This window comes from Rummeliibacillus pycnus (assembly GCF_050459865.1).
GTDB classification, from domain to species: domain Bacteria; phylum Bacillota; class Bacilli; order Bacillales_A; family Planococcaceae; genus Rummeliibacillus; species Rummeliibacillus pycnus_B.
In genome coordinates this window covers 21,336-45,301 of record NZ_JBCMNM010000077.1, presented here as the reverse complement: position 1 = coordinate 45,301, position 23,966 = coordinate 21,336, and the positions used below count along the sequence as shown (strand labels likewise).

General features: G+C 36.2%; 24 protein-coding genes. All 24 read right to left on the bottom strand.

Annotated elements, in window-relative coordinates:
• Nucleotides 1-15: 15 nt before the first annotated feature.
• The 24 genes from topA to fapR all read right to left on the bottom strand — a co-directional run bounded on the left by topA (nt 16) and on the right by fapR (nt 23,963).
• Nucleotides 16-2,091 (bottom strand): type I DNA topoisomerase, encoded by a 2,076-nt coding sequence (gene topA, locus ABE048_RS15520; protein WP_430312173.1) that lies wholly within the window; start codon nt 2,089-2,091, stop codon nt 16-18.
• 93 nt (nt 2,092-2,184) lie between these two features.
• The gene (dprA, locus tag ABE048_RS15515; protein WP_430312172.1) at nt 2,185-3,081 is read right to left on the bottom strand and encodes a DNA-processing protein DprA; all 897 of its coding nucleotides are present in this window, start codon (nt 3,079-3,081) and stop codon (nt 2,185-2,187) included.
• Nucleotides 3,082-3,159: 78 nt separating this feature from the next.
• Complete coding sequence (sucD, locus tag ABE048_RS15510; protein WP_430312171.1) at nt 3,160-4,062, bottom strand: succinate--CoA ligase subunit alpha; 903 nt, start codon at nt 4,060-4,062, stop codon at nt 3,160-3,162.
• A gap of 16 nt (nt 4,063-4,078) precedes the next feature.
• On the bottom strand, nt 4,079-5,239 hold the full coding sequence (sucC, locus tag ABE048_RS15505; RefSeq protein WP_430312170.1) for an ADP-forming succinate--CoA ligase subunit beta: 1,161 nt from the start codon (nt 5,237-5,239) through the stop codon (nt 4,079-4,081).
• A 158-nt stretch (nt 5,240-5,397) separates the two neighbouring features.
• On the bottom strand, nt 5,398-5,694 hold the full coding sequence (locus tag ABE048_RS15500) for an EscU/YscU/HrcU family type III secretion system export apparatus switch protein (RefSeq protein WP_430312168.1): 297 nt from the start codon (nt 5,692-5,694) through the stop codon (nt 5,398-5,400).
• The gene (locus tag ABE048_RS15495; protein ID WP_430312167.1) at nt 5,691-7,796 is read right to left on the bottom strand and encodes a hypothetical protein; all 2,106 of its coding nucleotides are present in this window, start codon (nt 7,794-7,796) and stop codon (nt 5,691-5,693) included. Before ABE048_RS15495 ends, ABE048_RS15500 begins: the two co-directional genes overlap by 4 nt.
• Before the next feature lie 6 nt (nt 7,797-7,802).
• Nucleotides 7,803-8,576, bottom strand: a complete 774-nt coding sequence (locus tag ABE048_RS15490; RefSeq protein ID WP_430312166.1) for a ribonuclease HII — start codon at nt 8,574-8,576, stop codon at nt 7,803-7,805.
• A gap of 96 nt (nt 8,577-8,672) precedes the next feature.
• On the bottom strand, nt 8,673-9,530 hold the full coding sequence (gene ylqF / locus ABE048_RS15485; RefSeq protein WP_430312165.1) for a ribosome biogenesis GTPase YlqF: 858 nt from the start codon (nt 9,528-9,530) through the stop codon (nt 8,673-8,675).
• A gap of 18 nt (nt 9,531-9,548) precedes the next feature.
• Nucleotides 9,549-10,118, bottom strand: a complete 570-nt coding sequence (lepB, locus tag ABE048_RS15480; protein WP_430312164.1) for a signal peptidase I — start codon at nt 10,116-10,118, stop codon at nt 9,549-9,551.
• Between the two features lie 109 nt (nt 10,119-10,227).
• Complete coding sequence (gene rplS, locus ABE048_RS15475; protein ID WP_397537491.1) at nt 10,228-10,572, bottom strand: 50S ribosomal protein L19; 345 nt, start codon at nt 10,570-10,572, stop codon at nt 10,228-10,230.
• A 133-nt stretch (nt 10,573-10,705) separates the two neighbouring features.
• Nucleotides 10,706-11,434, bottom strand: a complete 729-nt coding sequence (gene trmD / locus ABE048_RS15470; RefSeq protein WP_430312257.1) for a tRNA (guanosine(37)-N1)-methyltransferase TrmD — start codon at nt 11,432-11,434, stop codon at nt 10,706-10,708.
• Nucleotides 11,434-11,955 (bottom strand): ribosome maturation factor RimM, encoded by a 522-nt coding sequence (rimM, locus tag ABE048_RS15465; protein ID WP_430312163.1) that lies wholly within the window; start codon nt 11,953-11,955, stop codon nt 11,434-11,436. Before rimM ends, trmD begins: the two co-directional genes overlap by 1 nt.
• Before the next feature lie 119 nt (nt 11,956-12,074).
• A complete protein-coding gene (locus tag ABE048_RS15460) occupies nt 12,075-12,308 on the bottom strand; it encodes a KH domain-containing protein (protein WP_430312162.1) in 234 nt (77 codons plus the stop codon).
• A 14-nt stretch (nt 12,309-12,322) separates the two neighbouring features.
• Nucleotides 12,323-12,595, bottom strand: coding sequence for a 30S ribosomal protein S16 (gene rpsP, locus ABE048_RS15455; RefSeq protein WP_430312161.1), 273 nt, complete (start codon nt 12,593-12,595; stop codon nt 12,323-12,325).
• A 107-nt stretch (nt 12,596-12,702) separates the two neighbouring features.
• Nucleotides 12,703-14,058, bottom strand: coding sequence for a signal recognition particle protein (ffh, locus tag ABE048_RS15450; protein ID WP_430312160.1), 1,356 nt, complete (start codon nt 14,056-14,058; stop codon nt 12,703-12,705).
• Between the two features lie 12 nt (nt 14,059-14,070).
• On the bottom strand, nt 14,071-14,406 hold the full coding sequence (locus ABE048_RS15445; protein WP_430312159.1) for a putative DNA-binding protein: 336 nt from the start codon (nt 14,404-14,406) through the stop codon (nt 14,071-14,073).
• Nucleotides 14,407-14,640: 234 nt separating this feature from the next.
• Nucleotides 14,641-15,876: a signal recognition particle-docking protein FtsY gene (gene ftsY, locus ABE048_RS15440; RefSeq protein WP_430312158.1), complete on the bottom strand. Its 1,236-nt coding sequence runs from the start codon at nt 15,874-15,876 to the stop codon at nt 14,641-14,643.
• A gap of 19 nt (nt 15,877-15,895) precedes the next feature.
• Complete coding sequence (gene smc / locus ABE048_RS15435) at nt 15,896-19,459, bottom strand: chromosome segregation protein SMC (RefSeq protein ID WP_430312157.1); 3,564 nt, start codon at nt 19,457-19,459, stop codon at nt 15,896-15,898.
• Between the two features lie 2 nt (nt 19,460-19,461).
• A complete protein-coding gene (gene rnc / locus ABE048_RS15430) occupies nt 19,462-20,223 on the bottom strand; it encodes a ribonuclease III (protein ID WP_430312156.1) in 762 nt (253 codons plus the stop codon).
• Nucleotides 20,224-20,360: 137 nt separating this feature from the next.
• Nucleotides 20,361-20,597 carry an acyl carrier protein gene (acpP, locus tag ABE048_RS15425; protein ID WP_397537483.1) on the bottom strand — a complete coding sequence of 79 codons (237 nt, stop codon included), beginning with the start codon at nt 20,595-20,597 and terminating at the stop codon, nt 20,361-20,363.
• Nucleotides 20,598-20,655: 58 nt separating this feature from the next.
• Nucleotides 20,656-21,402: a 3-oxoacyl-[acyl-carrier-protein] reductase gene (gene fabG / locus ABE048_RS15420; RefSeq protein ID WP_430312155.1), complete on the bottom strand. Its 747-nt coding sequence runs from the start codon at nt 21,400-21,402 to the stop codon at nt 20,656-20,658.
• On the bottom strand, nt 21,402-22,346 hold the full coding sequence (fabD, locus tag ABE048_RS15415) for an ACP S-malonyltransferase (protein WP_430312154.1): 945 nt from the start codon (nt 22,344-22,346) through the stop codon (nt 21,402-21,404). The genes fabG and fabD overlap by 1 nt, the downstream gene beginning before the upstream one ends.
• A gap of 42 nt (nt 22,347-22,388) precedes the next feature.
• Nucleotides 22,389-23,387, bottom strand: a complete 999-nt coding sequence (gene plsX / locus ABE048_RS15410) for a phosphate acyltransferase PlsX (RefSeq protein WP_430312153.1) — start codon at nt 23,385-23,387, stop codon at nt 22,389-22,391.
• Nucleotides 23,388-23,963 carry a transcription factor FapR gene (fapR, locus tag ABE048_RS15405; protein WP_430312152.1) on the bottom strand — a complete coding sequence of 192 codons (576 nt, stop codon included), beginning with the start codon at nt 23,961-23,963 and terminating at the stop codon, nt 23,388-23,390.
• Between the last annotated feature and the right edge of the window lie 3 nt (nt 23,964-23,966).

The following is a 23,966-nucleotide window of genomic DNA, read 5'->3' as shown; positions in this document are numbered from 1 at the left end:
CTTTCTAAAAACACATCATTGTGTTGGTTCTTCTTTATAGTCACAACTTGTACATTGGACTTGAATACCTTTTTTGATTTTCTTTTCGACTAAAAGTTCACTACATTTTGGACAAGGACGGTTGATAGGTTTATCCCAAGATACGAAATCACATTCTGGGTAGCGATTACAACCGTAGAAAATACGTTTTGTCTTACTTTTTCTTTCGACAATTTCGCCCTCTTTACATTTTGGACATTTTACACCGATTTCTTTCACAATCGCTTTTGTATTACGACATTCTGGGAAATTACTACATGCCATGAATTTTCCATAACGACCTAGTTTGAAAACCATTGGTGAGCCGCATTCTTCACAATCTTCACCTGCTGGTTCATCTTTTATCTCTACTTTTTCCATCGCTATTTCTGCATGTTTCAATTCTTTTTCAAATTTTTGATAAAAATCGTCTATAATTTTTACCCATTTTACATTTCCATCTTCAATACTATCTAAATCTTTTTCCATTTGCGCTGTAAATTCGATATTAATGATTCCTGGGAAAAATTCAAGGACTAATGAATGAACGATTTCACCAAGCTCAGTTGGAACAAATCGTTTTGCCTCTAAGGTTACATATCCACGTTTTTGAATAGTATCTAAAGTTGGTGCATATGTGGATGGTCGCCCAATTCCGAGTTCTTCGAGCGTTTTAACAAGACGCGCTTCTGAGAATCGTGGTGGTGGTTGAGTGAAATGTTGAATTGGTTCAATTTCTAAACTTTTCACCACATCTCCTTTTTCCATTGGAGGCAGAAGTTTATCTTTCTCTTCTTTCTGATCGTCAGAACCTTCAATATAAAGTTTCATAAAACCAGGAAATTTAACATTTGAACCTGAAGCACGGAAAATAATCTCACCATTTTGTAAATCTGCTGTGACTGTATCTAGTATTGCAGGCGCCATTTGACTTGCAACAAATCGATCCCAAATTAAGCGATATAAACGCAATTGATCTCTGGATAATACAGATTTCAACTGATCTGGATGACGCAAAGTACTTGTTGGACGAATTGCTTCATGAGCGTCTTGTGCATTTTCTGATTTTTTTGCTTGTTGAGTGACTAATGTTGTATATTCCTCACCATAATTTTGTTCAATATATTCATGGGCTTCTTTTTTAGCTGTTTCAGAAATACGAGTAGAGTCTGTACGCATATATGTGATTAAACCTACTGTACCTTCTTTACCAACATCAATACCTTCATATAATTGCTGAGCAAGCATCATCGTTTTTCGTGCTCTGAAGTTTAATTTGCGAGCTGCTTCTTGTTGTAATGATGATGTTGTAAAAGCAGGTGAAGCATTACGTTTACGTTCACGTTTCACTACTTTTATTACTTCAAAATCTTCACCTTTTAACTGGCTAAGAATCTGCTGAACTTCTTGTTCATTTGATAATTTAATTTTTTCTTTTGTATTACCATAGAACATTGCATCAAATGATTGTTTCCCTTTTTGGAAATCACCTTCAATTGTCCAGTATTCTTCTGGTTGGAAGTTTTTAATTTCGTTTTCACGGTCAATAATTAGGCGTAATGCAACTGATTGAACACGCCCTGCAGATAATCCCTTTTTGACTTTCTTCCATAGTAAAGGACTTATATTATATCCTACAAGACGGTCTAATATTCTTCTTGCTTGTTGTGCATCTACTAAATCCATATCTATTGGACGGGGATGCTTAAATGATTCTTTAATTGCATCTTTTGTGATTTCATTGAATACTACTCTACAATCTGATTGAATATCGATATTAAGAGCTGTCGCTAAGTGCCAAGCAATTGCTTCTCCTTCACGGTCTGGATCGGCTGCTAGATAGATTTTTTTGGCTTTTTTAGCTGCTGATTTTAAATCTTGTAATACAGGTCCTTTACCACGAATTGTAATATATCTTGGTTCGTAATTATTTTCTGTATTAATACCCATTTGACTTCTTGGAAGATCACGAACGTGACCAATTGAAGCCTTTACTTTATATTTTTTTCCTAAGTATCGCTCGATTGTTTTTGCTTTTGCGGGCGATTCCACTATAACTAAATAATCCGACATTTAAGTTCCCCCTTATAGAGGTGAAGTTTCATTTTTCAAAAGAAATACCTGTTGCAAAATGTATAACAGAATTTGTATTTTTGCAACCTTTTTTCATTTTGAAAGTAAAAATCCTTCTATTTCTTCTATAATTTGATAGCCATTCCATACTGGCGTCGCACCTTCTAATAGTAGCTTATGTGGTCCTTTAGAAAGAGGTTTCGTAATATCACCAGGTACAACGAATATATGCTTACCATTTTCTAAACCATGTTCAATTGTACTTAATGTTCCACTTTTTTCTGCTGCCTCTGTGACCAGTATTCCTTCTGAAAGTCCACTGATTATTCGATTTCGCATTGGAAAATACCACTTTTGAGGCTTTACATAAGGTGGATATTCGCTAATAAGTAAATGTTCTTGCTCTATTTTTTCTGCAAGCTTTCGATTTTCTTTTGGATACAAGTGAAATAAGCCATGTCCTAGTACCGCTATTGTTTGACCAGCAAAACGAATAGCAGCTTCATGAGCCATTCGATCAGCTCCTTTTGCGAGCCCACTGACAATGGTATAATCATGATCTATTAAAGGTGGTACGATTAAGTTTAATATTTTCTCAGTATAACTTGTAGATTGTCTCGATCCGACTATAGCCATTCTACGCCAATTCTTTAAAATATCAATTAATCCTTTTGTATAAAGTACAACTGGTGGGTCATATAATGCAAGTAATTTGTTGGGGTACATTGGATGATGAAAAGGTATGGGGAAGATATTATGGGTTTCGTACGCTTGTTTTAATGGGGAAATAAGCGTATTAGCATAGTTTTCTTGCAAGTGTTTTGATTTTTCGACAGATATGTTCAAAAATCTTGCAATTTCTTGCGCTGGCATTTGCTCTAATTTTTGCAAATCTGGATCTGAATCAAGTAAAGGTTGTATCCTATTTAGGGGAACAGGATATACGTAGTGCAGAGCAAGTAATCTTTCTGTAAAATTTACATCGAACATGACTTCCCTCCATTATAATAGTTTGATTCATATGAAGAAAAAAAGTGTAGTACTAGAAATTAGTACTACACTTTCATTTTAAAGGGTCTTACACTTTTCGTACAAGCCTTTTTCTTTAATGACACGAATAAATGTTTCACCAATTACTGCTGGTGTTTCGGCAACTTCAATACCACATTCATTCATCGCTTTAATCTTATCAGCTGCGGTACCTTTTCCCCCAGAAATAATAGCGCCTGCATGGCCCATACGTTTTCCTGGCGGAGCAGTTTGACCACCAATGAATCCAACTACAGGTTTTGTCATATTAGCTTTAATCCATTCTGCAGCTTCTTCTTCAGCTGTACCACCGATTTCACCAATCATAATAACTCCATAAGTATCAGGATCCGCTTCAAACTCTTTTAATACATCAATAAAGTTTGTACCATTAACAGGGTCACCACCAATACCAACAGCTGTTGATTGGCCAATTCCTTCAACTGTTAATTGATGTACAGCTTCATAAGTTAAAGTACCAGAACGAGAAACAACACCTACATGTCCTTTTGTATGAATATATCCTGGCATGATACCGATTTTACATTCATCTGCAGTAATTACGCCTGGACAGTTAGGACCTATTAAACGTGTTTTCTTGCCCTCCATATAACGTTTCACTTTTACCATATCAAGAACAGGTATATGTTCTGTTATACAAATAACCATATCTAATTCGGCATCAACTGCTTCAAGAATAGCATCTGCTGCAAATGGTGCTGGAACATAAATAACAGATACATTAGCTCCTGTTGTATTAACTGCATCAATAACTGTGTTAAATACAGGAACTCCTTCGACTGAAGTACCACTCTTACCTGGTGTTACACCAGCTACAATTTTAGTACCGTATTCTAGCATTTGTTTTGTATGGAAAAGAGCTGTCGAACCTGTAATACCTTGCACCATTACTTTTGTATCTTTATTGATATAAATACTCATATCGATTCCGCCTTTCTTAACCTACAAGCTCTACAATTTTTTGAGCACCATCAGCCATTGAATCTGCAGCAATAATATTTAAACCTGAGTCGTTTAATAATTTTTTGCCAAGATCAACATTTGTACCTTCAAGTCGAACAACTAATGGAACATTTAATCCTACTTCTTTCGCAGCTACAATTACGCCTTCTGCGATTACATCACATTTCATAATGCCACCAAAAATATTAACGAAAATACCTTTAACATTTGGATCAGAAAGAATAATTTTAAATGCTTCTGTTACTTTTTCTGCAGTTGCACCGCCGCCAACGTCAAGGAAGTTCGCGGGACTTCCGCCATAGTAACTAATTGTATCCATTGTAGACATAGCAAGGCCAGCACCATTTACCATACAACCAATGCTACCGTCTAAAGTAACATAGTTTAAATCGTATTTTGAAGCTTCGATTTCTTTTTGATCTTCTTCATCAAAATCTCGAAGTTCAACAATATCTTTATGACGATATAATGCATTACCATCAAAATTAAATTTCGCATCCAATGCTTGTACTTCACCATCCCCTGTAATAGCAAGAGGGTTTATTTCTAAGATGGAAGCATCTTTTTCTGTAAAAGCTTTATATAAACCGAGCATTAGATTTGCGGTTTTATTAATCAAATTATTAGGAATATTCATATTAAACGCAAGACGTCTTGCTTGGAATGCTGTTAGACCTAAAACAGGATCTACTACTTCTTTAAAAATTTTCTCTGGTGTTTCTGCTGCTACTTCTTCAATATCCATGCCACCTTCTTCAGAGCCCATAACAGTTACTCTTGAAGTTGCACGATCGACTAAAAGACTTAGATAGTATTCTTTCTTGATGTCTGAACCAGCCTCTATGTATAGGCGTTTGACTTCTTTACCTTCTGGACCAGTTTGGTGAGTGACAAGCACTTTACCTAGCAATTCTTTAGCATAAGAACGTACTTCATCTAAACTTTTTGCGATTTTTACACCGCCTGCTTTCCCACGTCCACCTGCATGGATTTGAGCTTTTACTACTGTAACTTTGGAATCTAACTCTTTCGCAACTTTAACTGCTTCTTCTGGTGAGAAAGCAACTCTACCAGCAGGAACCGATACCCCATATTGACGAAGAATTTCTTTTCCTTGATATTCATGGATATTCATCCTTGTTCCTCCCATCTAAATTTCATAATATTATGAAATACAAATATATTGTATATAAATCAAACAATAATGTCCATAGTCTACTTTATTACATTTTTTTAATGAAAAATAACACATTATTCTAAAGTCGAAAAACCACTAATTTTCTGAAAGAAAGATTAGTGGTTTTTATTTGGAAATTTTTCATGTATTTGATCAAGTCGATAAATAAAAGCAAATACTTCTGCTACTGCTTGATATAGTTCTTCAGGAATAGATTCGTTTAAATCTAATTGGCCTAATAATTGGACAAGATTAGGGTCCTGTTGAATAGGAATGTTATGAATTTCAGCTTGTTCCAATATATTTTCAGCAATTTGCCCTTTTCCTTTTGCAATGACTTTTGGTGCATCAGAATTTGCCGGATTAAAGGACAGTGCAACTGCTTCTTTTCGCACTTGTTTTTCTTCGTTCATATACGAATATCGACTCCTTTATTATGTTCAACAGATGTCGATGGGATGCTCGTTTTTGATGGAGATTGTTGTTTTGAATAACTTTTTATAAAAAGTCCCGATAATTGATAATCATGCTGAGATAAACCTTCTTTAAGAGCAGATTTTAGTGGTTCGGCTAAAGCTGTTAGCCCTGTATTTTCGTTATATATAGTAACCGTAACAACTCTACTTTGAACTTGCATATCAATAACTGTTTCTTCTAATGAGCTAAGTTGGAGATAGAAAAGTATTCGTGCATAATCAGCGTCAATTTTGCCATTTTCTTTCATGCGACCATTCCACTGCAATGTTGCCTCTGCTTTTTTACCGAAGAATTCTAGTGGTACTTGCATGATTAGCTGATGTTGCGGACCATTCTCACCAGATAAATATTGCATACCATTCATACGAGCCACTACTTGTTCCGCTGCACTTTTTGTTAAAGCAGAAGTAGAGTCATCTTGTATCAAACCAAGAAGTTGTGGCTTTAATTGTTGTGTAATTTGTTGAACGTCGGAAGATTTGTCCAAGAGTTTTGCTTCATAACTAAGTCCTAGATTATGTAATGTTTGTTTAATCGCTTTTTCAAATGCTCTACCATCCAGATGTTGTGCTATTTGTTGCTCGGTCTGCTCAAGCATTTGTTGTAGTACAGGTGAATTTGAATTCATTGTCATTTGAGTAAGCTTACTAAATAATTGCTCATTTGCTGATGGCCCTGCATTTAACATAAGCATCATTTGCTGTTTTGCTGAATTTCCTTGTGAATCTGTTTGAAATGGCTGTAGCTGAGTAGAATCACTAAAAGCTTTCAACAATTGAGCCTGTAAATTCTTTACCAATGCCTGAATAGACTGTGGCGTACTAGTGGAAACATCAAACTTATCTAATGTTTGGAGCAGTCCTTCTTTATGTGTTAAAGATAATAATGTTTGATCTTGTATTGCTGATTTTAACTGTGGTAATAATTCAACTATTTCTTTTGTCGATGCAGATTGAATCATATTCAACAATTGGATTGGTGATTGCTTTGATTGTTGAAGAGTTATTTGAATATCTTTTTGGACAGATTGTAAGTTTTGTGCATTCGGTTGTACGATCGCTTTTGTGATTGATTGCTGTAATGTTAACTTTTGTGCATCTAAAAGGAATGGATTTTCCTGCAATGATGCTTTTACTTGCGGTAATAGTGATACAACTTCATGTGAATTTCCTGTTTGAATTTGAGAAGATAGTTGCTGCAATAAGCTATTACCGTTTGTACTTGTCTGTTGTAATACACTATTATTCCAGTTAAAAACATTAGCGTTATTTGGAAAAATACCAGAGTCTTTTAAAAGTTGTAATATCATTAATTTATCTGCAGTTGATGATGAAGCGGATAAATTATCCAACATTTTCGCGAATAACACGCTACCTGTTTCTACAGCAAGGGGCTTACTCAACAATTGCAATTGAGTTAATAGTTGTTCACGTATAGCTTGTGGAATGGATGCATCTTGTTGCAATAGTTGTTGTAAACTACCTAGTGTTTCGGTAAAGCCTTGTTTCATACTCCCCTGTAAGACAGCTTGGAATGTGTCTTGTTGAATCGGTAATTTTAATTGAATTAGCTTTTGCAAAACGTTTAACGCTTCTTTTGTACTGATATTATCTGGTAAAGCCTTCATTATTTGCTCAGCTTGTTGTAATTGTTCCTTAGAGATTGGCAAATTATTTTTCAAAAGAATAGATGCTACTTGCTTCATCTCATCTGTTTGTGGTAGTTGCATAGTGTCGAGTAATTGACTCACTTGCTGTGACATAGATGCAGATGTTGCCATCGGTCCTGATACAACTTTTAGTTGTAAGTCTGGCTCTACTCCCGATACTTGAAAATAATGTGAATTTCCCGCTTGAAGAGGCACTTCTAGCTTTGCCATTAAACGTTGTCCACCAATTTGAACTTCTGCCATTTGATCTGGATAAAGTTGTTTAATAGAACCATGAATAACTTGTCCTTGTTTCAGTGCAAGCGGTTGCTGATTCATCGCTCCGCTTGATTGTTGAAACTGGACACCTGACAAAGATGGATAATTCATCTTCTCTCACCCCTTCTGTAGAATCATTGATTTGATTGGTTCGAATGTTTTGCGATGGATTTCTATTGGTCCATATTGACGTAGTGCCTCTAAATGTTGTTGCGTGCCGTAGCCAGCGTGTTTTTCAAAACCATATTCCGGATATTTATCCGCCATTTCTTCCATATAATGATCTCGAGCTGTTTTTGCCAAAATAGACGCTGCAGCTATTGCTAAACTTTTTGCATCACCTTTTATTACCGATTGTTGTGGAATATTGATAGGTAGTGTCATGGCATCTGCTAATACAAAATCTGGTTTTTTAGTTAATGCTTCTATCGATGCTTTCATCGATTGCTTTGTTGCCTCATAAATATTCATTTCATCAATTACATTTGCAGGTTGAAAATGTATGGCAGTCGCAATTGCACATTGTTGGATTTTATCAATAAAACTTTCTCTTGATTCTTTAGATAATTGTTTTGAATCATTTAAACCTATTAAAGTAGGGCAGTCTTCTGGTAATATTACTGCTGCAGTTACAACTGGACCCGCTAAAGGACCACGCCCTGCCTCATCCGTACCTGCAACAAGCGCATGCGAGAACGGTCTAAACGATTCGTCAAATGCCAGTTTTTTATTATGCTCTGACAATAAATAATCCTGTTTTTCTTTACGATGATTCCATTGTTTTAATGCATTTTTGACACCTTGTCTCTCATCTTTTTCTAGATCATTCATCCAAGGTTGCCATTCTTTCTCTTTTAGTAAATCCTCTTTTATTTGTTTTATCGTACTCACGTTAATTCTCCTTTATCCATATCCTTTTTATCGGTCAGTTTTTATAAAACTCGAGAAAAAAACCTTTTTTACCGGATGGTAAAAAAGGTTGATTTTTTAAGAGGAAAAATCTTCTACGAAATCAAAAGTTAACTTACCAAGCTGTTGTCCTCTAATATCACGAACGATGAGTTCTGCAACTTGGTCATAATCAATTTCGCCTCCGGAAATATAAACTCGTCTTAATTTTCCGATATGATCAAATGTCTCAACAATTTCATCGCTTAATTCTGAAATTTGATAACGTTCTTCCATTCGACCAGGATAGTACTTACTTAAAAAATTGAGACCATATATAGCTAAATCATCCATATTCGTAATTGTATCTTTTATAGCTCCTGTTAAAGCTAATTTATAGCCTACTTCTTGGTCCTCAAACTTAGGCCAAAGAATCCCTGGTGTATCAAGTAATTCTAATTCTTTCTCCACTTTAATCCACTGTTGCGATCGAGTGACACCTGGAGTATTACCAGTTCTTGCAATATTTTTTTTAGCTAAACGATTAATAAGCGTAGATTTACCAACATTCGGTATTCCTACAATCATCGCACGAATAGCACGAGTCTTTAGACCTTTTGCTTTCATACGCGCCCATTTATCAGCTAACATCTCTTGAGCTGCTTTTGTAACTTGTTTTAAACCTTTTCCATCTAATGAATTGATAGCAATTGCTTTATGACCTTGTTGCTCAAAGTACGCAAGCCATTTTTTCGTTTGCGCTTCGTCAGCCATGTCAGCCTTATTTAATATTAATAATCTTGTTTTTTGATGAATGACTTCGTCAAGCATCGGATTTCTTGATGACATAGGTAAGCGCGCATCGATTAATTCAAAAATAATATCAACAAACTTTAAATTTTCCGTTACTTGTCTGCGTGCTTTGGCCATATGCCCTGGAAACCATTGGATCGTCATTTTATTCTCTCCTATTTGTTAATTCACTTTGCCCATTTGATCGAGTGGCCAAAAGACAACATTTGTTTTACCTATAATTTTATCAACAGAAACGATACCTATATGGCGGCTATCCTTACTGTAACGACGATTATCTCCCATGACGAATACATAACCTTGTGGAATGGTATCACCATGTACACTCGGAATATCTTCTAGCGAAAAATCTTCAGTTAACGTGCCACCATCAGTAATTTCGTTCTTGAACTTTTGTAGATATGGTTCTGCGATTGCTTTACCATTTATATATAATTGATCGTTTTTATAAACTAATTTATCGCCAGGTAAGCCAATTACTCGCTTAATATAATCCTTTTTTTCTGGTGCATGGAATACAACAATATCGAAGCGATGAATATCTCCTACACGATAACCAAGCTTGTTTACAATCATGCGATCTCCATTTTCAAGTGTAGGCATCATCGATTCACCATCTACCACGATTGGGGTAAATAATAAGTATCGAATTCCAGCTGCAAGCGCAAATGCAATAATTAGTGCTTTAGTCCATTCCCACAACTCATTCTTTTCCTTTTTTACTTTTTCCATTATCGATGTCCCCCTTGACTTTTCTACTTATTATTGTACAAGGATTTATCATTTCAGGCAAAAAGAAAGAGAGCTTGAAAAGCAAGCTCCCTGTTCTTCAAAAATAAGCTTATCGAATTTCTTTAATACGAGCAGCTTTACCACGTAGGTTACGTAGGTAGTATAATTTAGCACGACGTACTTTACCACGACGAGTAACTTCTAATTTAGCGATTTTTGGAGTATTTACTGGGAATGTACGTTCAACTCCAACACCATAAGAGATTTTACGAACTGTGAAAGTTTCGCTAATACCGCCACCACGACGTTTGATTACTACTCCTTCGTATACTTGGATACGTTCGCGAGTACCTTCGACTACTTTAACGTCGATTTTTACTGTATCACCAGCACGGAATGCAGGGATGTCAGTACGAAGTTGTTCTTTAGTGATTTCTGAAATAATGTTTGACATTGTTTTCTCTCCTTAGACAGATGCTCTTGCAGGTCACTATGGTTGCTACAGCGGAACACCGTAATACGGCATCTCCATAGAAATGCATCTCAAATATTAGCATATATTATATTCTATTGCAAGTGTTTATACTTTACAGCTTCTTAAGTTTATTTAGATACTTTTGTTGTTCAGGAGTCAGCTCAATATGTTCAAATAAATCTGGCCGACGTTCATAAGTACGTTTTATAGACTGCTCCATTCGCCATTGCTCTATTTTTGCATGATTGCCTGATAGTAAAACATCAGGAACCTTCATGCTACGGAAATCAGCAGGACGCGTGTAATGTGGATGCTCTAACAAGCCTGTAGAGAAAGAATCTAATACGGGTGAATCATCATTTCCAAGTACTCCTGGCAATAATCGAACAACACTATCAATAATGGTCATGGCTGCTAACTCGCCACCTGTTAATACGAAATCACCAATCGATAGCTCGTCTGTTACTAAGAATTCACGAATGCGTTCATCATAGCCTTCATAGTGGCCACAAAGAAATACTAGATTTTCCTCTTGCGCTAATTCTTCCGCTTTGGCTTGTGTATAGCGTTCTCCTTGTGGACACATTAAAATGATGCGGGGCTTCTTTCCGTCTGCTACAAGGGCTTCCACAGCATTAAATAAAGGTTCAGGCTTTAATACCATTCCTGCACCTCCACCATATGGATAATCATCTACTTGAGCATGTTTATTATTAGAGTATTGTCTAAAATCAGTAACAGAAAATTTTACCGCTTCTTTTTCTTGTGCTTTTTTTAAAATGGAGGATCCAAACACTCCTGAAAACATATCAGGAAATAAAGATAGTACGTGGATATTCATCATGATAATAAACCTTCTATTACTTCAATTACAATTTTCTTTTCATCAATATCAATCTCTTTGATAAATTCATCTACAACAGGAATCAGATGGTCTTTCCCATCTAAACCTTTAACAGTCCATACGTCATTTGCAGCTGTTTCAAAAATTCCTTTCACTTGACCAATTTCTTTTCCATTTTGGTCGTAAACAGTACATCCAACTATTTCATGGTAATAGAATTCATTATCTTGTAAATCATCTTCTTCAAGTTGTTGTTCATTTACTTTTAATATTCCATCACGGAAGCATTCAACATCATTGATATTAGGATAGCCTTCAAATGATAGAAGAATAAAGTTCTTATGTGGACGTGAAGAAGCAATTGTAAGAAGTAAAGGTTTCTTCTCACCTTGTTTAAAAAGTCCTAGTTGTTGACCAACAGCGTATCTTTCTTCAGGAAAATCCGTTTGTGATATAACACGGACTTCTCCTCGAATGCCATGTGTATTGACAATTTTACCTACGTTATACCATTCCATATTGTTCACCTCTTTGAAATCTGGGATTAAAGCGGGCATGTTCAGCTTTTGAAACGAGCTGTGTCTCCGCAATTATATAAATAAAACTAGGAAGGAACGTTTGCTCCTTCCTAGTTTGACTAATCTAGAATATCGATATAAGTTTTCTTCTTATGATGGCTGCCTGCTGCTGAGTAAACAATTGTACGAATTGCTTTTGCAACACGTCCTTGCTTGCCAATGATCTTTCCGATATCACTAGGATGTACAGAAAGTTTATAAACAATACGATTGTCGTTTTCATCAGTAATAATTTTTACTTTGTCTGGATAATCGACTAAAGGTTTTACGATCGTCTCAATCAGCTGTTGCATAAAGCCACCTCCGATTATTTACCGATTTTTGAGTTATGGAATTTTTCCATAATACCTTGTTCTGAGAACAAGTTACGTACTGTATCAGATGGTTTCGCACCATTTCCTAACCAAGCTAATGCTTTAGCTTCGTCAATTTTAACTTCTGCTGGAGTAGTTAATGGATTGAAAGTACCGATAGTCTCGATAGAGCGACCATCACGTGGTGAACGTGAGTCTGCTACTACGATACGATAGAAAGGAGATTTTTTAGCTCCCATACGTTTAAAACGAATTTTTACTGCCATTGTTTAATTGCACCTCCGAATAGTTTCACACAAGATAGTATAATAGCAAGCTTTGGATTGTTTGTAAAGTGTTTTTTCTTAACACACTATATTTTAGCGTATTTTTTTTATTTAAACAAGGAATCCAAGCCAGGAAGTTTCATTTTCTTCTTCCCTTTTTGCGCCATACCAGTCATTTGTTTCATCATTTTTTTCATATCATCAAATTGTTTAATAAGGCGGTTTACATCTTGAACAGATGAACCAGATCCTTTTGCAATACGTTTTTTACGGCTTGCATTAATAATTTCAGGGTTTGTTTTTTCAGCTGGTGTCATTGATAAAATAATAGCTTCAATATGGCTAATTTGTTTATCATCAATTTTAGCATTTTCTAACCCTTTAATTTTATTTGCGCCTGGTAACATTTTTAATATTTCATCCAATGGTCCTAGTTTTTTCACTTGACCCATTTGCTCTAAGAAATCATCTAGAGTAAAACTTTGTGTTTTGAATTTTTCTTCTAATTCTTTTGCCTTTTCTTCATCGACTGTTGCTTGCGCTTTTTCGATTAAGGTCATGACATCGCCCATACCAAGAATACGAGATGCCATGCGCTCAGGATGGAACGCTTCAAGTGCATCCATTTTTTCACCCATACCAACAAATTTGATTGGTTTTTGAGTTACAGAGCGGATAGATAATGCTGCACCACCACGTGTATCACCATCAAGTTTTGTTAAAACAACACCTGTAATACCGACTGCTTCATTAAAGCTTTCAGCAACATTCACAGCATCTTGCCCAGTCATTGCATCGACTACTAAGAATACTTCGTCTGGTTCTTTTAAAGCACGAATATCCTTTAATTCTTGCATTAAGTTTTCGTCAATATGTAGACGGCCAGCAGTATCAATTAATACAACATCATGATGCTCTTCTTTTGCTTGCTCTAGAGCTTGGCGCACGATTTCAACTGGTGAGATATCTGTGCCTAATGAAAATACAGGCAATGATAATTGTTTCCCAAGTGTTTGTAATTGTTGTACAGCTGCAGGACGATAAATGTCGGCTGCTACTAATAATGGCTTACGATTATATTTTTTACGTAATACATTTGCCAGTTTCCCAGTAGTAGTTGTTTTACCAGCACCTTGTAAACCTACCATCATTATTACAGTCGGTGGCTTTGTCGCAAATTTTATAGGGCTTTGCTCGCCACCCATTAAATCTGTTAATTCATCTTTTACAATCTTAATAACTTGTTGACCAGGTGTTAAGCTTTTCATAACATCCTGACCTACTGCGCGCTCGCTAACTTTTTTTATAAAGCTTTTTACGACTTTCAAGTTAACATCGGCTTCGATAAGAGCAAATCGAACTTCACGCATCATTTCTTTTACGTCTTGCTCGCTTACTCTTCCTTTACCTTTAATCTTGTTAATCGTCCCTTGGAGTCGCTCCGCTAAACCTTCAAATGCCATGCATGTCGCCTCCTAATCAAATTGCTTTAACTGTTCAATAAGTGCTAACTGATCTGTTTTGACTGATGAAACGTCCATTACACTTTCTGAAAGCTTTGCAAGTATTCGTTGTCTGTTTTGAAATTTTTCAAAAAGTTGAAGTTTTTCCTCGTATTCTTCAAGCATAGTTTCTGTTCGACGAATGTTATCATAAACTGCCTGGCGAGATACATCATAAGATTCTGCAATTTCACCTAATGAATGATCATCCAAGTAATATAGTTGCATGTAACTACGTTGTTTGTCTGTCAATAATGCTTGATAAAAGTCAAAGAGAAAGTTCATGCGCGTTGTTTTTTCAAGTAGCATATCGACATCTCTCCTCTTTTTTTACATATTCTTCTGTATCATAAAGATAAATACTATTTCTGTCAAGTAAAAATACTTGTCTATTTTAACTTAAGGCTCTATTTAAAAATGCAGTTGATATTTCATCAGTTTCAAATTATTTCTTAGCGCAAAAAATCAACATTTTCTAATAACAGACCCTAACTAAAAAAGAGCTACCAAAAAATTCATTTGGTAACTCCTTTCGTTATTCAATTAATCTTCGTCATTAGCTAACTGTTCATCTAATGCATCCGCAAATAAGCCATATACATATCGTTCTGAGTCGAATGGTTGTAAATCATCCATTTGTTCCCCAAGTCCTACGAATTTAACCGGAATATGCAATTTGTTACGGATTGCAAGTACAATACCACCTTTTGCAGTACCGTCTAATTTTGTCAATACAATCCCTGTAACATTTGTCGCTTCTTTGAAAATTTGTGCTTGTTGTAGCGCATTTTGTCCCGTTGTGGCATCTAGTGCTAGTAAAACTTCGTGCGGAGCCGACGGAATTTCCCGGGAAATGACACGATGAATTTTTTCTAGCTCATTCATTAAATTGACTTTGTTTTGCAAACGACCCGCTGTATCACAAATCAGAATATCCGCATTACGGTTTTTAGCTGCACGAATAGCATCATACATAACTGCCGCTGGATCTGAGCCTTCTGATTGTTTAATAACTTCTACGCCTACACGATCTCCCCATACTTGTAATTGTTCGATAGCACCAGCACGGAAAGTATCTCCTGCTGCAAGTAAAACATTTTTACCTTGTTGTTTGAAACGATGCGCTAGTTTACCAATTGTAGTTGTTTTACCAACACCATTAACACCCACAAATAAGATTACTGTTAAATCGCCTTCTTGAATATTTAACTCTGTAATATCATCTTCGCCTTGTTCGTAAATTTCTACAAGTTTTTCAGAGATTAATGCTTGTATACCCTCAGTATTTTTAATATTTTTACGTTGTACTTCAAAGCGCAGCTTTTCTGTTAATTCCATAACTGTTTCCATACCAACGTCCGCTTGAAGCAGTAAGTCTTCAAGTTCTTCAAAGAATTCTTCATCTACGTGACGATAACGCGCTACTAAATCATTCACTTTTGATGTAAATGAATTACGTGTTTTTGATAAACCTGACTTAAATTTTTCTGTAATTGAAAAGGCTGAAAATCCACGTTTGCGTTTTTCTTCGTTTTCAGGCTCTTTTTTGGGTTCTTCTTCCGTTTCTGTTTCTACAACTTCTGGAAGGGCATCTGCTACGATTTCTCGCACTTCTGATTTTGGAGTCTCTACAGTTGTTTCTTCTACTACTTCCTCGGTAGATTGTTCGACAGTGACTTCTTCTTCTGCTACTTCATCTAAAAGTTCTTCTTTTTCTACATCTTTTTCCGTCTTTGGACCACCCATTAACTTTTCTTTCATACGCTTTAAAAAGCTCATATTATTTCGCTCCTTTGTCCTACGATGGAACAGGTTCTTCCTGTTCTAATTTAACGGATACTAGTTTAGAGACACCTGATTCTTGCATTGTAATACCATACAACACATCAGCGCCTTCCATCGTTCCTTTACGGTGAGTAATAACGATGAATTGTGTTTCCGCACTAAACTTTTTCAAATATTGACTATAACGAGCAACATTTGATTCGTCAAGAGCTGCTTCAACTTCATCGAGTATACAGAATGGGATTGGACGTGTTTTTAATATCGCAAACAATAACGCTATAGCTGTTAACGCTCTTTCCCCTCCTGATAATAGACTAAGTCGTTGAAGTTTTTTACCTGGTGGTTGTGCTACAATTTCAATTCCTGTTTCGAGCATATTATCCGGGTCAAGCAATTCTAAATCTGCATGCCCTCCTCCAAATAATTCTCTAAATACTTTTTGGAAGTGCTCACGAATTTCAAAGAACGTTTCGCTGAAGCGATTTGTCATTTCTTCATCCATTTCACGAATTGCTTCATGTAATGTTTCTTGTGCTTCTATTAAATCACTTCGCTGATTAGATAAAAATGTATGTCGTTCTATAACTGTAGCATACTCTTCAATTGCGCTGATGTTAACCGACCCTAATTCTGCAATCGATTGTTTTAACAGTTTAACTTTTCTTCTAGCTATTTCGACATCCATATCGAGAGAAGGTTCCATTAATGCTTCTTCAAATGTCAGCTCATAATCTTTTTCAAGTTGTTTTAATAAGTTTTCGTGCTCAACATCTAGACGATTTAGTTTCACTTCATAATTACGTAATCCATCAAGAAGTCCTTGATGTACACGTTGTAATTCTTTTAACTCAATATCTGTTTCATCAACAACCTGCTGAACTTCAGTACGTTGTTGCTTGGTTTGATCTACCGTTAAAACAAGCTCTTCTCTTTTCTTTTGTAGCTCAATAATTTTAGCAACAATTTCTTCCTCAGTTTGTCCACTTAGATCGCCACCATTTGTCAGCCAATCAATTTCTTTAGATATATTAGATACTTCTTCATTTGTCTGATCAAATTGTGAATTGGCATCCATAACAGCTTGTCTAAGTTGGGAAACTTGCTCATTAAGAACAGCTATATCTGAGCGCTTTAATGCATATTGTTCTTGTAAAACATCACGTTCTGATTCACTTTGTTGTTTTAAAACATTTAACTCATCAACTGTTTGATTAATATCCGCTAACTCTTTTGTTAGCTCCTCCTTGCGACGATTGAAATCTGCTAATTGGGTTTCTAAGGATGTTTTGCGTCCAGATGCATCTTGTTGTTCATCACTAAACATAGTGACACGTAATGATAGCCGCTTTGTTGTTGCTTCTAGTTCACGATGACGGGCGCTTAACTCTACTTCTTCAGCACGAATTTCTTCACCTTGTAATCGCAGTTGTTCAAGGAGTACAGATTTTTCTGTGACTTGTTCTTTCCATTCCGCAACCACTTTTTCCGCTTTCTCAATAGAAGATTGCATTTCAGTTAGTTGTGCTGTTAAGCCCTCAAGTTCTGCTTTACGACTAAACAATGATGCTTGTTGTTTAACAGATCCCCCTGTTAATGAACCGCCTGTATTTACTACATCACCTTCTAAAGTAACGACACGATAGCGATAGTTACAAGCTTTTGCAATTTGAGAAGCCCCTTGCAAATCTTTTGATACTAATACGTGACCAAGTAAGTTTTCAGCAATTGTTCGGAAAGCAGGATCAAATGATGCTAATTCATCAGCTGTATTGATAAATGATGGGTGACTCGCAATAGTTTGTAACACATTATCTGGTATTTTACGAGATTTCATCACATTTTTCGGTAAGAATGTTGCACGACCAGCCCGTTGTTGTTTCAGCCATGCAATTGCCTTACGTGCATCAGCATCTGTTTCTGTGACAACATGTTGCATTGCTGCGCCAAGAGCCGTTTCAACAGCTCTTGCGTATTCACCATCAACTTGAATTAGTTCGGCTACTGCACCATGAATACCTAGTACTTGTTGGTTTTCACGAGCAACAAGTACAGCCTTTACCCCTTGATAGAATCCAGAAAAATCAGCTTCAAGTTCAGCAAGTGTTTCTTGACGAGACTTCATTTGTTGTAAATGTTGGTATCCTTTGAAAAGCATTGCCTGTTGATCATCATATTGCTTTCTAGCATGCTGAACGTCTTGTTGGCAATTCTTATATCCTTCAAGCTTTAGCGCAACCTGCTGTTCTACTTTGTGTAATTTTTCAGCCACTAGTTGTTGTTCATTTTGTAATTCTTTTAACTCTGTCATCATTTCAGCAGATTGACTTGAAATTTTCACTGAATTTTCAGCTTGTTCATCTAATTGCTTTGAAATATTTTTTATTTCATTTTTAACCGTTGCTTCCTCATTTAAACGGTCGATATAAGTATCTTTCCATTTATCAATTTCTGCTTCAATTTCAGAAGTTGAGCGATTTAAGTTATCTTCTAACTGTTTCACTGTTTTTTTCAAATTCTGAAGCTCTTGCACGCGTTCGGTTAATTGCTCTTCTTTGTCACCCTTCACATTTCTCCAACTATCGCGTGAAGCAATAGCTTTTTCAAGTGATTGTTGAAGTTTTGTAAGCTGAGTGGTTGCATTCATTCGTTTCTCAGCCATTAACACTTTACGTCCTTCAAAGCGTTCTACTTCAGCACTCACATCCACTAATTGATGCTGAGATTCGTCAAGTAAAGTATCCAAATCACTTAATTGTTTTCGAAGCTTCGAAATATTAGATTCTTTTTCGATAATTTGAGATGAGTGAATTTGTTCTTTTGAATAAAGTTCTTGTTTTTCATTTACAATTTGTTCTATAGAGCGATTTAGATTTTCTATGTCATGCACTAATACCGCAATATCAATATCTTTTAATTCATTTGACATTTTCAAGTAATCTTCAGCAGCAGATGCTTGAATATGTAATGGTTCAATTCGTTTATCTAACTCATGCAAAATATCAAGTACACGGTGTAAATTATCATCTGTTTCAAACAATTTATGCTCTGCCTGTTTTCGGCGTTGTTTATATTTCAATACACCTGCAGCTTCTTCAAAAATTGTACGTCGATCATCAGGTCGGCTATTTAGTATTTCGTCAACACGTCCTTGAGAAATAATCGAAAAAGCTTCTTTTCCTAATCCTGAATCTAAAAATAAATCTGTAATATCTTTCAGTCGGCATTGCTGTTTATTTAGCAAATACTCACTATCCCCAGAACGATAGACACGACGAGTAACGCTTACCTCGTTGTATGGGATCGGCAAGCGTTCGTCTTCATTGTCTAAAATTAACGATACTTCTGCAAAGTTAAGCGGTTTGCGTGAATCACTCCCGGCAAAAATGATATCTTCCATCTTTGCACCACGAAGAGACTTAGCGGATTGTTCCCCGAGTACCCATCTGATCGCATCTGTTACGTTACTTTTACCACTACCGTTAGGGCCAACAACCGCTGTAACTCCTGGGACGAAGTCTATACCTATTCGATCGGCGAAAGATTTAAAACCAATCACTTCAAGCCGTTTAAGAAACAAAATTAACCCTCCTGATCATTCGCTAATTGTGTTTTCAACGCACGCATAGCGCATTGTGCTGCTTTTTGTTCTGCTTCTTTTTTAGATTTACCGTTACCTACTCCAAGCTCTTTATCATTTAACAATACTTGAGAGACAAATGTACGGTTATGCGCTGGACCATTTTCTTTTATGATTTCGTATTGCAATGTACCAGAATTATTTTGTTGGACCATTTCTTGTAATTGACTTTTAAAATCCATAACATGTGAAAAAGCACCGAGCTCAACTTTTGGGAAAACAACTTTTTCCAAAAACCCAACAACTGTTTCTAAACCTTGGTCTAAATAGAGAGCACCTATAAATGCTTCAAAACAATCCGCAAGTAATGCTGGACGTTCACGACCGCCTGTAATTTCTTCCCCTTTACCAAGTAACACATATTCGCCAAAATTCAATTCATTGGCAAAAATCACTAGAGATGGCTCACAAACCATTGCTGCACGCAATTTTGTAAGTTCTCCTTCACTCATTTTAGGGAATTTAAGGAATAAAAACTTAGAAACAGTTAGCTCAAGTACAGCGTCTCCTAAAAACTCAAGACGTTCATTATCTTCAAATAATTTACGACGATGCTCATTCACAAATGACGAATGTGTAAAAGCATTGTATAACAAATTTGCATTGTCAAAATGCAAACCTAATTGATCTTGTAAGTCAGCGAATTTAAGTCGTGCTTGCTCTGAAATTGCGCCATTTTTTTGTGAGAGTCCTTGTATTCTCATCTTTATCAACCTTCTTATTTTCCATTTGGTACATCCTCTAGTTTACCTTTTTCTTTCACATTGTGCAAAAATAAAAAGATAACTTCCTCCGCAATCATTGCAGAGGAAGTCCTAAGTATTGTATATTATACGCTAAATTAGTCGACTTTGCTTGAGATAAAGTTAACTGCATCACCTACAGTTGCAATTTTCTCTGCATCCTCGTCATCAATTTGCATATCAAATTCTTCTTCTAATTCCATTACTAATTCTACTACATCTAATGAATCTGCACCTAGATCATCACGGAAAGAAGCTTCTAGTTTAACTTCGCTTTCGTCAACACCTAAACGGTCAACGACAACTTTAGTTACACGTTCGATTACTGTTGCCAAATTGTTCACCTCCCCTCAATGATTATACAAAAATAAGGTTCACATTAATAGCTAAAACTTACATGACCATTCCGCCATCTACATGTAATGTTTGGCCTGTCATATAGCTTGCATCATCTGAAGCTAAAAATGCAACTACTTTTGCAACATCTTCTGGTTTACCTAACTTAGCTAATGGAATTTGAGAAAGCATTTGAGCTTTAATATCTTCAGGTAATTCTTCCGTCATTTCTGTGTCAATAAATCCTGGTGCTACAGCATTCACGTAAATATTACGAGCAGCTAATTCTTTTGCAGCTGTTTTAGTAAGTCCTATAACTCCTGCTTTAGCAGCAACATAGTTTGCTTGACCTGCGTTACCAGCAACCCCTACGATTGAAGCAATATTGACGATACGCCCTGCACGTTGCTTCATCATTTGGCGAGTTACGGCTTTTGTACATAGAAAGACACCTTTTAGATTGATATTCATAACAGCATCCCAATCTTCTTCTTTCATACGCATCAATAAGTTATCTCGTGTAATTCCGGCATTATTTACTAAAATGTCAAGTGAGCCATAAGTTTCAACTGCTGTTTTCATAAGCATTGTCACATCATCTGCATCAGCTACATTTGCTTGTACAGCAATAGCAGTTCCGCCATTTTCTTCTATTTCAGCCACAACAGCTTCGGCTTTTCCTTGACTACCGCTATAATTCACGACTACTTTTGCTCCTAGTTTTGCTAAATGTAGTGCGATTTCACGTCCGATTCCTCTTGAGGCACCTGTTACTACTACTACCTTATTCGATAAATCTGCCATTAAGCCCACTCCTTCGCAGCTTCTAAAACTTGTTCAAATGTTGCTTCATCATAGATGCAATATGTTTTTACCTTGCGATCTACTTTTTTCACTAGACCACTTAAAACTTTACCAGGACCACATTCAATAAAAACATCTACTCCTTCATCAAGTAATGTTCGAACGGAGTCTTCCCATAATACTGGAGAATATAATTGTTCAACAAGTTGATTTGGAATATCTTCTTTTGATGTAACAGGTTGTGCATTTACATTTGCAATTACTGGTACGACTGCATCCTGCATTTCAATATTAGCTAACATTGCTTGAAGTTTATTTGCAGCTGGACGCATTAACTCTGAATGGAAAGGACCACTAACAACTAAAGGAATAGCACGTTTTGCACCCGCTTCTTTTGCTTTTGCAGAAGCTTCTTCTACACCTTTAGCTGTACCCGAAATCACAATTTGGCCAGGACAGTTCAAGTTTGCAAGTTGAACTACTTCTCCAGTAGCTGAAACTTCGTCTGTTACTTGTTTTAAAACATCTCGGTCTAATCCTAAAATTGCAGCCATTGCACCAAGACCAGCTGGTACGGCTTCATTCATATAAAGGCCACGATTATGTACTGCTTGTACTCCATCTGCAAAAGACATAACGCCTGAAGTAACAAGCGCAGCATATTCACCTAAACTATGGCCTGCAGTAAAATCTGGTTTAATCCCTGCTTGTTTTAGCTTTTCAGCAATCATTACACCAGTTGTTACTAACGCAGGTTGTGCATTGTAAGTTAACGTTAATTCTTCTTGAGGACCTTCTAACATTAATTTAGATAATTCGATACCTAAAATATTATCAGCTTGGTCATAAAATTCTTTACATGTAGGTTCATTTGAAACAAATTCTTGTCCCATTCCTACTGTTTGTGATCCCTGTCCAGGAAAAACAAATGCAATTTTTGTCATTTTAAAATTCCCCTTTGTATATAACGATTAAAGATTTTTTGATTATTGTTCATTTTGGCGAACTTCGCTAATCGTTTTATCGATTGTTGGAATTACATTATATTCAACCATTTTACGTGATTGGCGAATTGCACTGGCAAACGCAGTTGCATTGGATGAGCCATGTGCTTTAATCACTGGTGCTTTTAAGCCAAATAATGCTGCACCACCGTATTCTGTGTAATCCATTTTATTTTTTAATTCTTTTAAATTATTTTTCATTAAAAGCGCAGCTACTTTGGATTTCGTAGAAGCCATAAATGCTTCTTTCATCATTTTGAAAACACTACCTGCTGTTCCTTCAATTGTTTTTAATACCATATTACCTGTAAAACCATCTGTTACAACGACATCCGCAACATGGTTTAAAAGTTCACGCGCTTCAACATTACCGATAAAATTGATCGGTGCTTCCTTTAATAAAGTGAATGCATGTTTTGTCAGGTCATTTCCTTTTTTATCTTCAGTACCGATATTCAGTAATCCTACTGTAGGATTTTTAATACCTCGTACTTGTTGTGCATAGATGCTTCCCATAATTGCATATTGAGCTAAATTTTCTGGTTTCGCATCAGCATTTGCTCCTAGGTCTAACATATCAAAACCACTACCATCTAAAGTTGGTAACGTTGTAGATAATGCTGGACGATCAATCCCTTCAATCCGATGGACAATAAATAAACCTGCCGCCATCAGTGCACCTGTATTTCCAGCTGAAATACAAGCATCTGCTTCGCCGTTACTAACAGCTTCTGCCATTTTTACCATCGAAGCATCTTTTTTACGGCGTACAGCACGTACAGGTTCGTCTGTACCTTTAATTACTTCTTGACAATCGATAACAGTAATACGACTTAAATCTTTTAAATAGGGTTGCATTTTTTCTTTTGAGCCGTATAGTAAAATCTCTAAATCATTAGATGCTTCTAATGCTTGATAAATACCTTCTATAATGGCTTGTGGCGCATTGTCCCCACCCATACCATCTACTGCTAATTTCATTTATATGTCACCTTTACCTTTCGTGCGATACATTTCAAATTGTCCTGTAAAAACTGTGTTTCCATCTACTGTAGATGTAACGGTGACAAACGTACGGTTTCGTTCATTATCTTTCCCCGTAACTACTGCTTTAGATACTACACGTTGACCTGCTTTTACTGGTTTCAAAAAATTAATATCAGAATGTACTGTTAAAGCTAACTCATCGTCAATAACGGCAACTGCTAAAGAATTCGCTTGGGCAAACAAGTGATGTCCTCTTGCAATGCGGTTTCTTTGGAAGACGTGTTCTTCTCCAACATCAAAGATTGATAAAGCACGTTCATCCAATTCAATGTCGATAATTTCACCAATAACTTCATCTATGGGTAAAGTTTTTACTTCATTTTCAATATTATTAGCCGCAACATCTTTTATTCGTTCACGCAATTCTGGAATGGATAACTCCATACGATCCAGTCTTATCGTCTGAACACTAACTTTAAACTTTGTAGCAAGCTGTTCATCTGTGACGAATGGGTTTTCTTGAATGGTTTGCTGCAATAATAGTTGTCGTTCTTTCTTTGAGTACTTCATATT

Bases quoted from the DNA above. Each gene is read 5' to 3' on its own strand.
- topA (WP_430312173.1), bottom strand. From the start codon at position 2,091: ATGTCGGATTATTTAGTTATAGTGGAATCGCCCGCAAAAGCAAAAACA.
- dprA (WP_430312172.1), bottom strand. From the start codon at position 3,081: ATGTTCGATGTAAATTTTACAGAAAGATTACTTGCTCTGCACTACGTA.
- sucD (WP_430312171.1), bottom strand. From the start codon at position 4,062: ATGAGTATTTATATCAATAAAGATACAAAAGTAATGGTGCAAGGTATT.
- sucC (WP_430312170.1), bottom strand. From the start codon at position 5,239: ATGAATATCCATGAATATCAAGGAAAAGAAATTCTTCGTCAATATGGG.
- ABE048_RS15500 (WP_430312168.1), bottom strand. From the start codon at position 5,694: ATGAACGAAGAAAAACAAGTGCGAAAAGAAGCAGTTGCACTGTCCTTT.
- ABE048_RS15495 (WP_430312167.1), bottom strand. From the start codon at position 7,796: ATGAATTATCCATCTTTGTCAGGTGTCCAGTTTCAACAATCAAGCGGA.
- ylqF (WP_430312165.1), bottom strand. From the start codon at position 9,530: ATGACGATCCAATGGTTTCCAGGGCATATGGCCAAAGCACGCAGACAA.
- lepB (WP_430312164.1), bottom strand. From the start codon at position 10,118: ATGGAAAAAGTAAAAAAGGAAAAGAATGAGTTGTGGGAATGGACTAAA.
- rplS (WP_397537491.1), bottom strand. From the start codon at position 10,572: ATGTCAAACATTATTTCAGAAATCACTAAAGAACAACTTCGTACTGAC.
- trmD (WP_430312257.1), bottom strand. From the start codon at position 11,434: ATGAATATCCACGTACTATCTTTATTTCCTGATATGTTTTCAGGAGTG.
- rimM (WP_430312163.1), bottom strand. From the start codon at position 11,955: ATGGAATGGTATAACGTAGGTAAAATTGTCAATACACATGGCATTCGA.
- ABE048_RS15460 (WP_430312162.1), bottom strand. From the start codon at position 12,308: ATGCAACAGCTGATTGAGACGATCGTAAAACCTTTAGTCGATTATCCA.
- rpsP (WP_430312161.1), bottom strand. From the start codon at position 12,595: ATGGCAGTAAAAATTCGTTTTAAACGTATGGGAGCTAAAAAATCTCCT.
- ffh (WP_430312160.1), bottom strand. From the start codon at position 14,058: ATGGCATTTGAAGGTTTAGCGGAGCGACTCCAAGGGACGATTAACAAG.
- ABE048_RS15445 (WP_430312159.1), bottom strand. From the start codon at position 14,406: ATGCTACTTGAAAAAACAACGCGCATGAACTTTCTCTTTGACTTTTAT.
- ftsY (WP_430312158.1), bottom strand. From the start codon at position 15,876: ATGAGCTTTTTAAAGCGTATGAAAGAAAAGTTAATGGGTGGTCCAAAG.
- rnc (WP_430312156.1), bottom strand. From the start codon at position 20,223: ATGAGAATACAAGGACTCTCACAAAAAAATGGCGCAATTTCAGAGCAA.
- fabG (WP_430312155.1), bottom strand. From the start codon at position 21,402: ATGGCAGATTTATCGAATAAGGTAGTAGTAGTAACAGGTGCCTCAAGA.
- fabD (WP_430312154.1), bottom strand. From the start codon at position 22,346: ATGACAAAAATTGCATTTGTTTTTCCTGGACAGGGATCACAAACAGTA.
- plsX (WP_430312153.1), bottom strand. From the start codon at position 23,387: ATGAAATTAGCAGTAGATGGTATGGGTGGGGACAATGCGCCACAAGCC.
- fapR (WP_430312152.1), bottom strand. From the start codon at position 23,963: ATGAAGTACTCAAAGAAAGAACGACAACTATTATTGCAGCAAACCATT.